Below are 15245 nucleotides of genomic sequence, written 5' to 3' on the forward strand. Positions count from 1 at the left end.
CAAACTCATTAATATATATGTCAGATATTGTAAAACCAGCCAGTGAAAAGGAACTTTTTGGGCATCCCCAGGGTCTTTTCTATCTATTTTTTGCTGAATTGTGGGAGCGTTTTAGTTTTTATGGAATGCGAGCCCTGCTCACGTTGTACATGGTCAATGTTATATTTGAGGCCTTGTCCAATAGGGATTATGCGGCAGCAGCGGTTTATGCTTCTTATGGGTCACTGGTTTATGCCTCTACGGTAATAGGAGGAAAGATTTCTGATTCTATTTTGGGAATGAGAACTTCTATTTTTTTAGGAGGTATTTTAATGGCTCTTGGCCATTTTGTACTGGCTATTGAAAATAATACGGCTTTCTTTTTAGCATTGGCATTTATTATTGTGGGGAATGGTTTTTTTAAACCTAACATATCAACTTTTGTAGGTACACTTTATAAAGATGGAGACCCAAGAAAAGACTCTGGGTTTACCATTTTCTACATGGGAATCAACATTGGTGGATTTATTTCTCCATTGCTATGCGGATGGCTGGGACAGGCTTACGGATGGCATTATGGTTTTGGTTTGGCAGGAATAGGAATGCTTACCGGATTACTTTTCTTTTGGAGTGGTATAAAAAAGAACGTTTTTGGAGATGGCGGCAAACCGCCAAGTATGGAAGTCTATGAGAAAAAAGTTATGGGAGTTCCTCAAAAGCATCTAATACCCATCATTGCATTTTTATCAGCTCCACTAATAGCATTTTTATTGTATTCCTATAAGTCTTTAGGTGCTGAAGGCAGTTTTCTTGAAGACCAGAACATAGTTAACATACTGTTTAAATTGATTGCAGTTGCTATTTTGATATATATGGGAATGGTTATGATCAAATGTACCGTTGATGAACGGAAAAAGCTCTTCATGGCTTTACTGATTACATTTTTTATGACCATTTTTTGGGGTTTTCATGAACTGCATGGTAGTGTAATTACATTGTTTGCTGCCAGAAATGTGAATTTATCACTTATCAATGCAAGCCAAACCAATGCACTTAACTCCATGTTCATCTTTATTTTGGCAATTCCAATCTCCTTGGTTTGGACATATTTGGCAAAAAAGAAATTGAATCCAAGAACACCATATAAGTTTGGTTTAGGTTTGGTTTTGGCAGGTTTAAGTTTTTACGTTGTATCATTAAGTGGTGGAGCAGCGGATGAAAATGGTATGGTACCATTCTCGTATTTACTTTGGTTGTATTTTATACTATCGGTTGGTGAACTTTTCATGTCGCCCGTTGGGCTTTCAAAAATCACCGATTTATCTCCAAAACGAATTGTTGCTTTTATGATGGGGGTTTGGTTCTTGTCTTCGGCTTTTGCTTTTCAAGTTGTAGGATTTATTTCTAAACAGTTGGCTATTGAGAGTACAGACAGTAATGTGGGTGGCTTGGATACGCTTAATGTATATTTGGATGGTTTCCGTTTAATCGCAATCTATGCCTTAGTGGCCGGAGTTGTTGTGTTGATATTCGGACCGCTAATGAAACGCTTAATGGGCAATATTCACTAGTCCTCATTAAGATTAAAAGAATAATATCCCTTTTCACCGGTACTGTGGAAAGGGATTTCTTTTTTTATGCAAGTTTGCTTCCAACGTGAGACATAGCTTCTGTAGTTGCTGCCATCAGCAATAACCATTTTAGGATTTAGGGAATCTATTACTCTTTCTAAATTAATCTTTGGCGATTGTGTTAGTAATACATAATCTTGATTTTTCACCTGCGGATATATCCCTAGACTATCCATTACATACAGTTTTTTTCCACTGATATTGAAGTTGTTTTTGAACTTATGGTAGGAAATGGATTGAATCCTCTCGGATATTTTATAATCATTTACCATTGACCCAATATTATTGCTGTCCGAAGCATATAGTTTTAAACTTGTCGCTTTTTGATGTAGCAACAATGTGTTCTTGGATTTGTGTAACAATACAAGAGCCTCTTTTTTCTGCCCCTGAATTTGATTCCATATACTCCACCCTTGCAATGTTATAATTCCAGCAAGGAGCGCAATTATGTTTTTTAGTTTTGGTTTGGAGAGAAATACAACCAATGTAGCGATGATTAAATACCCCAAAACCATTTGAACAACATCAAAAGGAATATCCTTAATAATAAAACCTTCTTGTTTGGCTACCCAATCAATGGTAGAATTCATGATTTTGATTATGGCGTTGTACATGACGACCATGAAATTGGGCAGGTTGTCAAAAATGGATAAAAAGATGACCAAAATTCCCATTCCCAGAATCAATCCTAAAAAAGGAATTATTAGAAGATTAGATATAAAAAATAGCGCCGGAAATTGATGGAAATAAAAAAGACTTACTGGTAAAACACCTAATTGGGCTGCAATACTTACGGCTAACAACTGCCAAATTTTACGGATAACAATGTTTTCAGGAAACCAAAATCGTTGAAGCTTCGGGTATATCCAGATAATGGCAAAAACCGCTGCATAGCTCATTTGAAAACCCACTTGAAACAGAAACAAGGGTTTTATCAGCAAAATAAAGAACATGGATAGCGCAATAATGTTGAACGAATTGGTAGGTCTGTTCAAATACATTGCATATGCCAAAAAAGAGAACATGGTCACAGCCCTGACAATAGACGGGGAAAGTCCGGCTATAAATGCATAGGTCCACAGGAGAAATACAATTAGTATCAACTTAATACTTTTGCCTTTTGGGAGCCGCTCTAAGGGGGACAATAAAAACTGAAATAATAATAACAGAATACCAACATGAAGTCCAGAGACGGCTAAAATATGAACAGCTCCAGCGTCTTTGTAATTGTTATAAGTGCTTTCGGAGATGTCATCTCGTTTGCCCAATAAAAGTGCCTGAATTACAGCAAGCTCATCTTCTCCAAAGTTTTCATTTTTTAATTTTGAAATAATATGTTCTCTAAAGTTTGAGGTCAGACCAAAAATGGTTTTAGCAGAATTTTCTTTTAATTGTACAGCATTAAAACCTGTTCGGATTTGATGATATATCCCTTGTTTTTTGAGGTAATCCCGGTAGTTAAATTGATATGGATTCAGAGGAGGTCTAATGGTCTCTGCATTCGAAAACAGAATGAATTCATCATCAACCTTTAGTTTATTTAGCGTAGAATCCGCAGGGAGACTTATAACTATCTTTCCAGTACTTTTTTCGTTTTCAACAGAAATGACCTTGGCCACATACCGTTGTGCGTATTGATTTGGTTTAAGTACCTCCAAAATTTTAAGTTCCCATTGTTTGACTCCATTTATCTCTTTGTTGGAATAATGATGGGAAAGTTTTTTGGATTTGGAAAGGGATACAATAAAAACACCGAGGAGTATAGTGGTAAGAACGGTAATCAACTCAAAAAAGGGAAACCCATCTCTAGATTGTTTCTTCTGGAACAGGTACAAACATGGGAGCAAGGCTAAAAGAGCAAAAAATGAAATATATAGAGCTACTTCAAAATAAAAACCTAGGATAATACCGGCAATGAGGCATATTGTCAATTTTATAGATACAAAATTGAAAAAGCGCATTACAGAATTCGCATTGCCTTAACAAAAGAGTAGTTCCAAAACCCTTCTCGTAAAGAAGATACAATAACACCTCTGGAGGTTGTGGAATGAATAAATTTTATATCATCTCCTTTTACATCAACAACCAAACCCACGTGGTTTATACGCTTTCCGCTTTTACTGGTTTTAAAAAAAAGAAGATCACCTTTTTGTACTTGGCCAACTTTAATGCGTTTGCCCTCCTCTGCCATTTGGTAGGAGACTCTTGGGAACGCAATGTCGTTTTCTTTCAGCGAAACATATAAAAGTCCAGAACAATCCATTCCTTTGTTTGTGGTGCCACCAAATTTGTAACGAGTGCCAGAAAAAGTCATTGCTGTTGCTATAACATCTTCGGTCTTAGAGTTTTTCTTTTTCTCTTTTTTAGGCTTTTCTAGTGGAATGGTTTCTTCGGAAGACCCCTCAACGGTCACGGTTCTAGGAGTACTATAGGTTCTTTTTTTCTTGGCTGTACCACAACCAAAAAGAATCAAAAAGGAAAGAAAATAGAGAGTTCTTTTTAACATCCAAGAATAGCTTTTCTTCTTGGAGGCTAAATCTAAGCATTTTCAATGATTAATTTAGCTGCCAATTGACTGGCGCCATTTCCGCCCAATTTGGCTTTAAGGGTTTTGTAGTCTTCCAAAATGCGATTTCTGTCTTTACCTTCGATAATTTTTGAAAGCTCCTCTTTAAGTTTTTTTGAAGTTAAATCACTCTGTATCAACTCTTTTACCACTTCCTTATCCATGATTAAATTGACCAGTGAAATGTAATCCAAAGTAATAATTCGCTTTGCAATTTGATAAGAAATCCAATTGCCTTTATAGCACACCACTTGAGGGATGCCAAAAAGTGCCGTTTCTAAAGTTGCTGTCCCACTGGTAACCAAAGCGGCATGGGAATGCCTTAACAATGAATAGGTTTGGTTAGATACGTACCCTACATTGTTTTCTTTTATAAAAGAACTATAGAAGTCATCCGGTAAACTTGGTGCTCCCGCAATAACAAATTGATAATCTGGAAAATCATCTCTTACGGAGAGCATTATATTCAACATTTTTTGTACTTCCTGTTTTCTGCTGCCGGGTAAAAGTGCAATGATAGGCTTTTGCGGATTTAGGCTATGTTCTTTTCTAAATGAAGCTTCTTCAACAATTTCTGTGTTCTCTATGGCATCAATCAGAGGGTGGCCAACAAAGTTAACGGGATAGTTATGCTTCTTTTCGTAAAAATCTTTTTCAAAAGGAAGAATAACGTACATATTGTCAATATCTCGTTTTATTTTTTCAATTCTACCTTCCCGTGATGCCCATATTTGTGGAGAAATATAGTAGTTGGTCTTAAAGCCATTTTTCTTGGCCCATTTGGCAATACGCAGGTTAAAACCAGAGAAATCAATAAAAATGATAAGGTCTGGATTAAACTTTTGAATGTCTTCTTTACAAAAGGTAATATTCTTAAAAATAGTGGGAATGTTCTTTATGACCTCCAAGAAACCCATAAATGCCATGTCTTTATAATGCTTGGCCAATGCTCCGCCGGCTTGTTGCATTAAGTCTCCGCCCCAACAACGAATATGTGCAGCTTCATCTTTTTTCTTGATGGCTTTTATGAGATTGGAACCATGTAGGTCTCCAGAGGCTTCACCAGCTATTATGTAGTACTTCATTAATAAAGTTCAAACTCAACTAAAAAATTTTATAATATAAAATTACCAAAGCGGTAATAAGAGTTGCAATCAAAACCCCTCTGGCCCTGTAATCTCTTTTTAAACGCAGAAATCCAAAAAAAGCTATTAGATTTAAAATAGCGCCCAAAGCCAATAAACTTCCAACATGACCTTGTTTTACAGCGGCGTTGAAGGTTTCGGATATGCTTAAATCTGAAAAAATTAAAATATATAATAATGTGCCAAAAGTGTTTGCAATGAGTCCCACTACAAGACCAATTAATACTTCCTTTCTATTTTTCATTTAGACTCCAATTATTTACTTGCGGAATTGTATGATGGGCGGTAAGGTCAAATTGCGTTGGAACCACGGAAACATAACCTTGAGCCAATGCCCATTCATCTGTATCCTCACCTTTGTCCAATAACTCAAATTCCCCGGTCAACCAATAATAATCCTTTCCGGTAGGGCTTATACGTTTATCAAATTTTTCCTTCCAATTGGCTCTTGCCTGTCTGCAAACCTTTATTCCCTTAGGTTCCTCATCCGTTTTTGGAATGTTTACATTCAGAACTATTCCCTTTGGAATTCCATGAAGCAACGCTTCGGTCACTATAGTTTTTATGGATTTGGAAGCATGGCTAAAATCAGCTTCCCATGAATAATCGCAGAGTGAAAAACCAATTGCCGGAATTCCTTCAATACCAGCTTCAATAGCAGCACTCATAGTGCCAGAATAAATCACGTTTATTGATGCATTGGAGCCATGATTGATTCCACTAACACAGATATCTGGCTTTCTGTCCAATATTTCTTGCAGTGCCAATTTTACACAATCTGCGGGGGTTCCGCTACAACTATACTCACTAGGAGCGCCTTCTTCTTGGTCTATTATTACTTTTTTGGAATATAGCGTATTATCTATGGTTATTGCATGCCCCATACCAGATTGTGGACTATCGGGAGCCACAACTATGACCTCTCCAATACCCTTCATTACCCGTATTAATTCCCTAAGTCCTGGGGCAGTTATCCCATCATCGTTGGTAACTAGGATGAGTGGTTTTTTCATTTTACATAATTATTGGCATAAAAATACGTTTTTCATAAGGATATGATGCTCTGGCCGTTTAACAAAAAATTAAAAGCCTTGCACTAAACTGGCACGGTTTTTTCAGTATCTTAGATAATTCATATCAATTGAAACGGAGGATGACGTAATTAAGGTTTGACAAAAATTGTCAAATAATTTCGCTCCTGATAAAAACCCATTTATGAAAAAGAATTTCACCTTGGCGCTTTTGGTAATTCTGGTTGCTGTAGCCTCATGTAGTTTTACAAATAAGTCTTTTGAAAATGACGATAAGGATAAGCTGTTGTTGGATTTGATAACATATGTTCTAGAACGTGGTCATTATGAACCTAAAGATTTAAATGATGATTTTTCCACTAATGTATTCGATGATTTTATAGATGTTCTTGATCCCACAAAAAGATACTTTCTGGCTAGTGATATCAGGGAATTTGAGAAATACAGATTTCAGATTGACGACGAAATCAAAAATACAGACATTACTTTCTTCAACATTGTATACCAACGTTTAATGAAACGAATGGATGAAGCTCAGGATTTATATGCCGAAGTGCTTTCACAACCATTTGATTACGCCATTGAAGAAAACATTAATATTGATTATAAAGATCAAGAATTTGCATCAAACAAAAAGCAGCTTAAAGAACGTTGGAGAAAGCAGCTTAAATACAATACACTCGGTGTTTTCGATAATAAGATTGACAACAAACTTATGGAAAGCACCAACGGAGCTATAGGTGAAGGAGGAGATATCGCTTCCACTAACATAAATTTAAATCTGAAAAATGCCAATGGAGTTTTGAAAGATGTAACCATTGAGGAGATTGAAACTGCCTCTAGGGAGAACACTAAAAACACTTTGGATGAATTTTTCGACTTTATTGATGATTTAGAACGCAAAGATTGGTTTGTACAATACATCAATACCATTGTAGATGAGTTTGATCCCCATACATTCTATTTTGCCCCAGACGACAAAGAAAAGTTTGATATTGGAATGTCAGGCAAATTTGAAGGAATTGGAGCCAGACTACAAAAGAAACCAGAAGGAGCCAGAATTATGGAAATTATTTCTGGTGGCCCAGTTTGGAAAGAACAAAGCTTAGAGGTTGGTGATGAAATATTAAAAGTTGGACAAGCAGGAGATGAGCCTATAGATATTGTTGGCATGCGTTTAGATGATGCCATTAAATTGATAAAAGGACCAAAAGGAACAATAGTTGACTTAACGGTTAGAAGAGTGGATGGTACAGTAGAAGAAGTTTCCATAAAAAGAGATGTTGTTTTGTTGGAAGAATCTTATGCAAAATCTGCTACAGTTAAAAGTGAAGAAAATAAATACGGACTTATTAATCTACCTAAGTTTTACGTTGATTTTGAGGATTACACGGAGCGCAACGCCGCAACAGACGTTGCCAAAGAAGTGGAGCGCCTAAAACAAGAAGGAGTTGAAGGTATTGTGTTAGACTTAAGAGATAATGGAGGAGGGTCTTTAAAAACGGTAGTGGAGATGGCTGGTTTGTTTATCAAAGACGGTCCAATTGTTCAAGTTCGTTCTTCAGGTCAAAGAAAAGAAGTGCATGAAGATAAAGATGAACGTATTCAGTGGGATGGGCCACTAGTTATCTTAGTGAATGAATTATCAGCTTCAGCATCTGAGATTTTGGCGGCTGCCATGCAAGACTATAAGCGAGCTGTTGTTATTGGTAGCAAACAAACATTTGGTAAAGGAACAGTTCAGAATGTAATTCCTTTGGATAATATAGTAAGAAGCAATGAGCATGGAGATTTAGGTGCCATAAAGCTTACCACCCAAAAGTTTTATAGAATCAACGGCGGTTCAACACAGTTGGAAGGTGTTAAAAGTGATATTGTAGTGCCAGACAGATATAGTTATATAGATTTAGGGGAAAGAGATCAAGAAAACCCATTAGGTTGGGATAAAATCACCCCTGCTGAATATAAGATTTGGGATGGTTATATCGATTTTGAAACGACAGTTGCCAATAGTAAAAAACGAATGGAAGGCAATCAACAAATTAAGTTGATAGAAGACAACGCCAAATGGCTTAAAGAGCAACAAGATGAAACAATTGTTTCTTTAAGTTACGATGCTTACAAAAAAAGAGAAGAACAAGCTAAAAAGCGTTCTGATCAATTCAAGAGTCTTAGAGAATATGATTCAAAATTGACATTTGAATCTTTAAAATATGAAACGGAGCTGTTTACGCAAGATTCTGTGCTGAGAGAAAAAAGAGATAGATGGCACAAGAATTTGGCAAAAGACATTTATGTAGAAGAAGCTGTAAATGTGCTAAGAGATTTGCAGTTAAATAACATTAAGAACAGCGAAAGAAAACTGGCAAGCGTAAAAGGATAAACAGTTTTCTGGTAAAAAAATTAAAGCCTACTCCATTGGAGTAGGCTTTTTTTATGGAATAACTTAAACGTTCTAAACAAACGCCAGTTTTAATGGAAATTACCTTTTCTTTCTTCGGAAACCGGGGTTTTGAGAACCTCTTTTTTTATTGCGATTTGCAAAGAACTCTTGTTTCTGGCGACGCTTTTCCTTTTCCAACTCCTTCTTTTCAGAAGCATTCATGGGCTTATCTGTCTGCGGAAATGGGTTGTCATCTACAATTTGGATTTTTTGCTTGATTAGTTTTTCAATATCCCTTATGTATGCATTTTCCTCTGGTTCGCAGATTGAAATGGAAGTGCCCTCCTCACCCGCACGTCCACAACGACCAATTCTATGCACATACGTTTCAGGCTCATTGGGTATGTCGTAATTGACTACATAACGAAGCTTGTCTATATCTATACCACGCGCTGCAATATCTGTGGCCACCAATACTCTAATCTTATCATCTTTAAATTCTTTTAGTGCCCTTTGACGCTGGTTTTGAGACTTATCACCATGGATGGCCGCGCATTCAATTTTTTGTTTTCGGAGATTGCGTACAATTCGGTCTGCCCCGTGTTTTGTTCTAGAAAAAAGTAATACCTGCTCCAGCTTGGGGTCCTCAAGAATATGCAATAGCAATTTACTTTTGTCTTCTTTATTGGTGGTGTATAAATACTGCTGAATCGTTTCCGCTGTGGAAGACACCGGATTTACAGCTACCTTCTTTGGGTTGATTAAAATTTGTTGAGACAGGCTCAAAATATTTTTGGGCATGGTTGCCGAGAAAAATAAAGACTGTCTTTGTTTGGGTAATTTGGCCAAAACCTTTTTAATGTCATGTATAAAACCCATATCCAACATACGGTCAGCCTCATCCAGTACAAAATATTTGACATCCTGTAAAGAGATATATCCTTGGTTCATCAAATCGATTAAGCGTCCAGGAGTGGCAATTAAAACATCTACGCCCTGTCTTAAGACATTGGTTTGGGATCTTTGATTGACACCTCCAAAAATGACTGTATTTGTGATAGTGGTGTATTTGCCGTAAGCGGAAAAGCTTTCTCCAATTTGTATGGCAAGTTCACGCGTAGGGGTAATCACCAGTGTTGAAATCCTTCGTTTACCATTTTGATTTTGTTGATCATTCACCAAGTGCTGAATAATAGGAATGGCGAAAGCTGCCGTTTTTCCTGTTCCAGTCTGCGCACTGCCCAATACATCTTCTTTGTTTAAAACTAGTGGGATAGATTTTTCCTGAATAGAAGTGGGCTCTGTATAGTTTTCATCCCTCAATGCTTTAAGTATGGAAGGAATCAGTTTTAGATCTTCGAATGTCATTTTGTTTTCAATGGGTTACAGTAGTTGGAGTGCAATTAGATTTGAAAAATCCTGCTGTTTTTTGATACAGTCCAAAGGTAACTGAATAGAAAGGTTTCCGCTTAAGAAATCATAGAGCAATTAATTATATGCGGTGTTGTATAACGTTTTTAGTTTTATTCTTGTCGGCTTACTAGTCTAAATTTATTTGACTCAATATTAAATACTCCATGTAGGCTATCGTTCATTCTCTTGTTGTAAAAAAAGTAGAACAGAATTTCGTTTCGCTGATTGTCCCATTTCAAACTTCTTACATCGCGGCCCGTAATTTTTGTTAAGTTCTTGCCATCCAACCCGGAAATGTATAAAAAGTGTTTTTCAAGATTATATACTTTACCAAAAACATTTGGTTCATCCTGCGTTAAACGGTAAATAATTTTTTTTGGTTTGAACTCTTTATTACTTGGAATAACCCCCATAAATCGGATAGAGCCGTTTTCAGGTAGTAATTTATTTATGATATTACAGTTCTTGTCGAGAAACAGAATATTACTGGTATATTCGACAACCATGTTAGATTGATGTATTTCGTAGTTACGTTCTAGGTCAATGTAATCTAAGTTGCCTACCATTGGAATATAAAAGTAGTCCGAATATGGAACTCTTAGCGGTTCGGATAATTTCCCATTCCACATAATGGGCGGTGTTATGTTGTAATTATATCTGGATTTATTGACTTTAGCTTTTCGTGGACTGTCCTTTTTAGAAATGACATTGTAAATCAAGAAAGTACCTATTACTCCCAAAAACACAGTCAAAAATATCAATTCCAGCCGCTTTTTAGACTTGGACTGCTCTCTAAATCTATCAATCGCCTTTTTTATTTGAAACTCTGAAAATTCCTTGAATTTTGGTTTGTCTTCTTTGTTTGATTCCGTGTATAGGACTTCTCGATTATTTCCCTTGAATTTTGCACGTTTTGAAGGCCTTAAATTCCGATTTTGCTTCATTCGATTATTCATGTCCTGAATACTGCTCATTCGAAATTGTTTTTGGTTTTAAAGAAGCTCCCAAAGGAGATTAAAAATGTTGTCAACAAATGAATATAGTTAATAACCAATATAAGAATATACAGACAATAATTATATATTTCTTAAACTTGAAAAAGAAAGCTATAGCTAAATGAAAAACAAAACCATATATACCCTACTCTTTATAGTTTGTGTGGTGGGTTTCTGGGTCTTTGAGAATTTTTATACCCCAGATACCTATTCAAACCCAAATAACAAGACAGACACTACACCTGTGGATTCGGGGTTTTTACCAAGTTCAACCACTGGAACTATTGTAGAACATGAATATTTTATGCTTTCTTACAATGAACCATATGAACAAGCAGAGTGGGTCGCCTATGAACTTAAGAAAAGTCATTTAACACAAGATGATAGAAGAAGACCTTACTTTATTGAAGACCCAAAGGTCAGGACAAAATCCGCTGATTGGAAAAATTATAGAGGCTCTGGCTATGATAGAGGTCACCTTTGTCCGGCTGGCGATAGGCGATTTTCTGAATATGCGTACAATGAAACTTTTTATACGAGCAATATAAGCCCTCAAGACCGGGAATTTAATGCTGGAGTATGGAACCGATTGGAACAACAGGTCCGCTATTGGTGCAAAAAATATGGAGACCTAGTTGTGATTACCGGAGGTGTTTTGGAAAATGGGTTGGAAGAAATAGGAGAAGAGGATGTGGATGTTCCCGACGCTTTCTACAAAGTGGTGTTCAAAAAGAATGGAGACTCTATAGACGTTCTTTCCTTTTTAATGCCAAACAAAGAAAGTAAGGCGGAGTTGGATAGTTTTTTGATTCCTATCGATGAACTAGAAAGAATAACCTCCATTGATTTTTTTGAAAATCAAGATGAAACTTGGCAACAAAAGGTGGAAGGAAAAGTAAATGCTTCCGGTTGGCGTTTTTAAATACCGTCTTTTAAACGATTGGAATCTAGCTTTAAAAAGATAAAAAGTAGCATCGTAAAGAATATCAATCCAGAACCTCCGTAACTAAAAAATGGCAAGGGAACCCCTATTGTGGGGAGTAATCCGATCACCATTCCAATATTGATAAAATAATGGATTAACAATATGGAAATCACCCCATAACCAAACATTCGGCTAAAATCATTTTTCTGTCTTTCAGCAATAAAAATCAACCGTAAAAAGAAAAAGGAAAAAAGCAGAATTACGGTAACCGTTCCCATAAAGCCCCATTCTTCTCCCACGGAGCTAAAAATGTAGTCCGTATGTTGTTCTGGAACAAAATCTCCCTTGGTTCGGGTACCTTCCAAAAATCCTTTTCCAAAGAACCCGCCAGATTCTATTGCTTTTTCAGATTGGTATGTGTTGTAACCAATAGTTTTTCTTATTTCCTCTAATTTCTTCTCGTCTTTTTCCAGACTGAGCCATAGGGCAAAACGGTCGCGGTGTCTTTGCTCAAAAACGTTTTCATAAACAAAACCAACAGATAATGAGAACAGAATAGAAATGGTAATAACTCCAGCCAATGGCAAAATGGGAATCTTTGTTGACTTCCTTTTAAAGATAAATATTAAGGTAGTCAGAATTGCCAATCCTATGGCAACCCAAACTGTTCCAAACATCAATGTGGTGGCAAATAAAACAACCATGGTCAACAAAATTCCAAGATAGTACAATGGAAAGCCTTCTCTAAAGAGCACAAAAAAGAGCGAAAAGTAGATAAGGGAACTTCCTGGATCAGGCTGTGGCAAAATTAGAAGTGCCGGCAACAAAATAATTATCAAAGCATACATCTGATGCTTCCGGGTTTTTATATCTGTCTGAATATCACTTAAATACTTGGCTAATGCCAGCGCAGTGGCAACCTTGGCCAGCTCGGAAGGCTGTAGGTTAAAGAACCCCAAATCGTACCAAGATGTGGCTCCAGCAATGGTTTTTCCAAAGACAAAAAGTCCAAGTAGCAGGACCATTGATATAATATAGAAAATGGATGCAAAGCGTTCAAAAAAATTGGTTTCAATAAAAAGGACAAGAATAATCCCGGCAAAGGCCAATCCTATAAAGAATAGTTGTTTTCCATAAAGTGTAGAAAAGTCAAAAAGTGAAGCATTTGGATCGCTTAATGTCGTAGAATAAATATTGACCCATCCAATCAAGACCAAAAATGCATAAAGAAAAACCGTAAGCCAATCTAATCTTCCAAAAAGCCCTTTACCAGACATATTCATTTATCTTGAAAGGTTCTCCACTATATGGCTTGGCATATTCGTGTTCCAATGTCTTTTCCAGCATTCGTTTTTCTAAATCTTTTCTGGTGATTTCACCTTTTATGTATTTTTCAATGAGCAGGGAAGCAATATGTCCAGCATATCGAGAACCATAATATCCGTTTTCAATATAAACGGCTAAGGCTATTTTTGGATTTTCAACTGGAGCGAAAGCTACAAAAACAGAATGATCTGTAAGTTGCATGCGTTCTCCATTAACTCTTACAAAATTTTCAACAGTACCTGTTTTTCCAGCTATTTCAATATCTGGTATTTGAACCCATCGCCCAGTTCCATATTTATATACATTGGCCATACCTTTAATAACAGGCTCAAAGTGCTCTTTATCTATGGTGGTTTGGTGGGGTTCAGTATATCTAGAGTCGATAGCACCTGTATTCCCAATATTTTTAATGATATGAGGTGTGTAAAAGTACCCCCTATTTGCAATTGCCGCTGTCATATTGGCCAGTTGTAATGGTGTAGCGGCAACCTCACCTTGACCAATGGCATTGGAGATAATTGTTGAAGAAGCCCAGCTGCCATCACCATACCATTTGTCATAGAAAGCTTTGCCTGGAATTCTACCAGGTGCCCCAGTTGGAATATCTGTGCCCAAATAACCCCCAAGGCCAAAACTCTTCATATGTTTTTCCCAAACATCCATACCTTCATCAGTAGTTGGGTATTTTTCATAGATTTTTCTGAAAGTACCTGCAAAGTAGGCGTTGCAAGATTGGTATATGCCTGAGTTCATATCGCGCACACCGCCTCCGCAATGGCACCCTTTCTTTTGACTGCCCACATAAAAACCATTGTAGCATCTAAATTTTGTGCTTGGGTCTATAACACCCTCTTGTAATGCTACCAAGGCATTCATCGTTTTAAAAGGAGAGCCTGGTGAAGGTTGGGCTAATATGGAACGATCCCAAGTGGGTTTGGAAATAGTATCATAATGTAGCTTGCTGTAATTTTTAGACCGCTGTCTGCCCACTAACAGTGCAGGGTCATAAGTTGGTCCTGATATCATGGCCAAAATTTCACCGGATTTAGGGTCAATGGCTACAATTCCACCTCTTTTGCCATTCATCAATCTTTCCCCATACTCTTGTAGCTTTTTGTCCAAGGTGATATGGATTTCCTTTCCTTGCTCAGGTAGTGTGTCCAGCTTTCCATTTTTGTAGGGGCCAATATCCCTATTAAAGCGATCTTTTTGGATGAACTTAACGCCTTTTCTTCCCCTAAGAATTTCTTCGTACTGCTTTTCAATACCTGTACGACCTTTTAGTTCTCCAGCTACATAGTAAGGATTGTTTAACAAGTCTCCTTCATTTACTTCACTAATGTAACCCAATACATTAGCGGCACTGTTTGTGGTATAAAAACGCAAAGATCTCTTCTGAATATAAAAACCAACATAGTGCCTCATTTTTTCTTGAAGTCTTGCGTAATCTTCTTTTGAAAGTTGGGGTACAAGAACGGATGGGAGTCTTGGGGAATATATTCTAGCCCTCCTCAGCTTCTCAATAAAAGCAGGTTTATCAATCCCAAGGAGATTACAGAATTCCAGAGTGTCTAATGGCTTAACTTCACGAGGTATGAACATAATGTCATAGGCAGGTTGGTTTCCCACCATAAGCTCACCGTTTCTATCGTATACATAACCTCTCTCTGGGTAATCATAAATTGCTTTAATTGCTGGGTCTTCCAAAGTTTGATCTGGAGAAAAACTAAAAAGTTGCAAATAGGAAAGCCTACCGATAAAGGTGAATCCTATCATGACAATAATGGAAGATAACAGCAGTTTTTTCATAGACAATAAAATTAGACGAGCTTAGTCTTATGTATTTCAACG

Annotated in this window: 12 protein-coding genes; 3 read left to right on the forward strand and 9 right to left on the reverse strand. The window is 36.9% G+C overall.

The features are described from left to right. Positions 1-17 precede the first annotated feature (17 nt). Positions 18-1550 (forward strand): peptide MFS transporter, encoded by a 1533-nt coding sequence (locus tag SJY44_RS05395; protein WP_396591575.1) that lies wholly within the window; start codon positions 18-20, stop codon positions 1548-1550. On the opposite strand, the gene SJY44_RS05400 is transcribed toward SJY44_RS05395, so the two are convergent. From SJY44_RS05400 to surE, 5 genes are read right to left on the reverse strand one after another with little or no spacing between them, the layout of a single operon-like run. Further along, positions 1547-3571: a ComEC/Rec2 family competence protein gene (locus SJY44_RS05400; protein ID WP_396591576.1), complete on the reverse strand. Its 2025-nt coding sequence runs from the start codon at positions 3569-3571 to the stop codon at positions 1547-1549. The two genes, SJY44_RS05395 and SJY44_RS05400, sit on opposite strands and share 4 nt — an antisense overlap. Next, positions 3571-4116 (reverse strand): C40 family peptidase, encoded by a 546-nt coding sequence (locus SJY44_RS05405; RefSeq protein WP_298924467.1) that lies wholly within the window; start codon positions 4114-4116, stop codon positions 3571-3573. The genes SJY44_RS05400 and SJY44_RS05405 overlap by 1 nt, the downstream gene beginning before the upstream one ends. A gap of 32 nt (positions 4117-4148) precedes the next feature. Then, positions 4149-5261 carry a lipid-A-disaccharide synthase gene (gene lpxB, locus SJY44_RS05410; RefSeq protein WP_396591577.1) on the reverse strand — a complete coding sequence of 371 codons (1113 nt, stop codon included), beginning with the start codon at positions 5259-5261 and terminating at the stop codon, positions 4149-4151. Positions 5262-5280: 19 nt separating this feature from the next. Then, entirely contained in the window at positions 5281-5565 is a 285-nt protein-coding gene (locus tag SJY44_RS05415) for a hypothetical protein (protein ID WP_298924471.1), read from the reverse strand. After that, on the reverse strand, positions 5555-6334 hold the full coding sequence (surE, locus tag SJY44_RS05420; protein ID WP_396591578.1) for a 5'/3'-nucleotidase SurE: 780 nt from the start codon (positions 6332-6334) through the stop codon (positions 5555-5557). The genes SJY44_RS05415 and surE overlap by 11 nt, the downstream gene beginning before the upstream one ends. A gap of 202 nt (positions 6335-6536) precedes the next feature. Here surE and SJY44_RS05425 point away from each other — a divergent pair, with 202 nt between their 5' ends. Beyond that, positions 6537-8735, forward strand: a complete 2199-nt coding sequence (locus SJY44_RS05425; RefSeq protein WP_298924475.1) for a carboxy terminal-processing peptidase — start codon at positions 6537-6539, stop codon at positions 8733-8735. Positions 8736-8834: 99 nt separating this feature from the next. Here the strand turns inward: SJY44_RS05425 and SJY44_RS05430 are convergent, their stop codons facing one another. Then, positions 8835-10103: a DEAD/DEAH box helicase gene (locus tag SJY44_RS05430; protein ID WP_396591579.1), complete on the reverse strand. Its 1269-nt coding sequence runs from the start codon at positions 10101-10103 to the stop codon at positions 8835-8837. A 155-nt stretch (positions 10104-10258) separates the two neighbouring features. Further along, positions 10259-11122 carry a hypothetical protein gene (locus SJY44_RS05435; RefSeq protein ID WP_396591580.1) on the reverse strand — a complete coding sequence of 288 codons (864 nt, stop codon included), beginning with the start codon at positions 11120-11122 and terminating at the stop codon, positions 10259-10261. Between the two features lie 142 nt (positions 11123-11264). Between SJY44_RS05435 and SJY44_RS05440 the strand changes: the two genes are divergently transcribed. Next, the gene (locus SJY44_RS05440) at positions 11265-12065 is read left to right on the forward strand and encodes a DNA/RNA non-specific endonuclease (RefSeq protein ID WP_396591581.1); all 801 of its coding nucleotides are present in this window, start codon (positions 11265-11267) and stop codon (positions 12063-12065) included. Here SJY44_RS05440 and rodA read toward each other — a convergent pair. Together rodA and SJY44_RS05450 are read right to left on the reverse strand one after the other, a co-directional pair. Beyond that, on the reverse strand, positions 12062-13345 hold the full coding sequence (gene rodA, locus SJY44_RS05445; protein WP_396591582.1) for a rod shape-determining protein RodA: 1284 nt from the start codon (positions 13343-13345) through the stop codon (positions 12062-12064). The genes SJY44_RS05440 and rodA overlap by 4 nt on opposite strands. After that, the gene (locus tag SJY44_RS05450) at positions 13335-15203 is read right to left on the reverse strand and encodes a peptidoglycan D,D-transpeptidase FtsI family protein (protein ID WP_396591583.1); all 1869 of its coding nucleotides are present in this window, start codon (positions 15201-15203) and stop codon (positions 13335-13337) included. The genes rodA and SJY44_RS05450 overlap by 11 nt, the downstream gene beginning before the upstream one ends. Between the last annotated feature and the right edge of the window lie 42 nt (positions 15204-15245).

Origin of the sequence: Allomuricauda sp. R78024, from assembly GCF_044596045.1 — a bacterium.
Lineage (GTDB): Bacteria > Bacteroidota > Bacteroidia > Flavobacteriales > Flavobacteriaceae > Flagellimonas.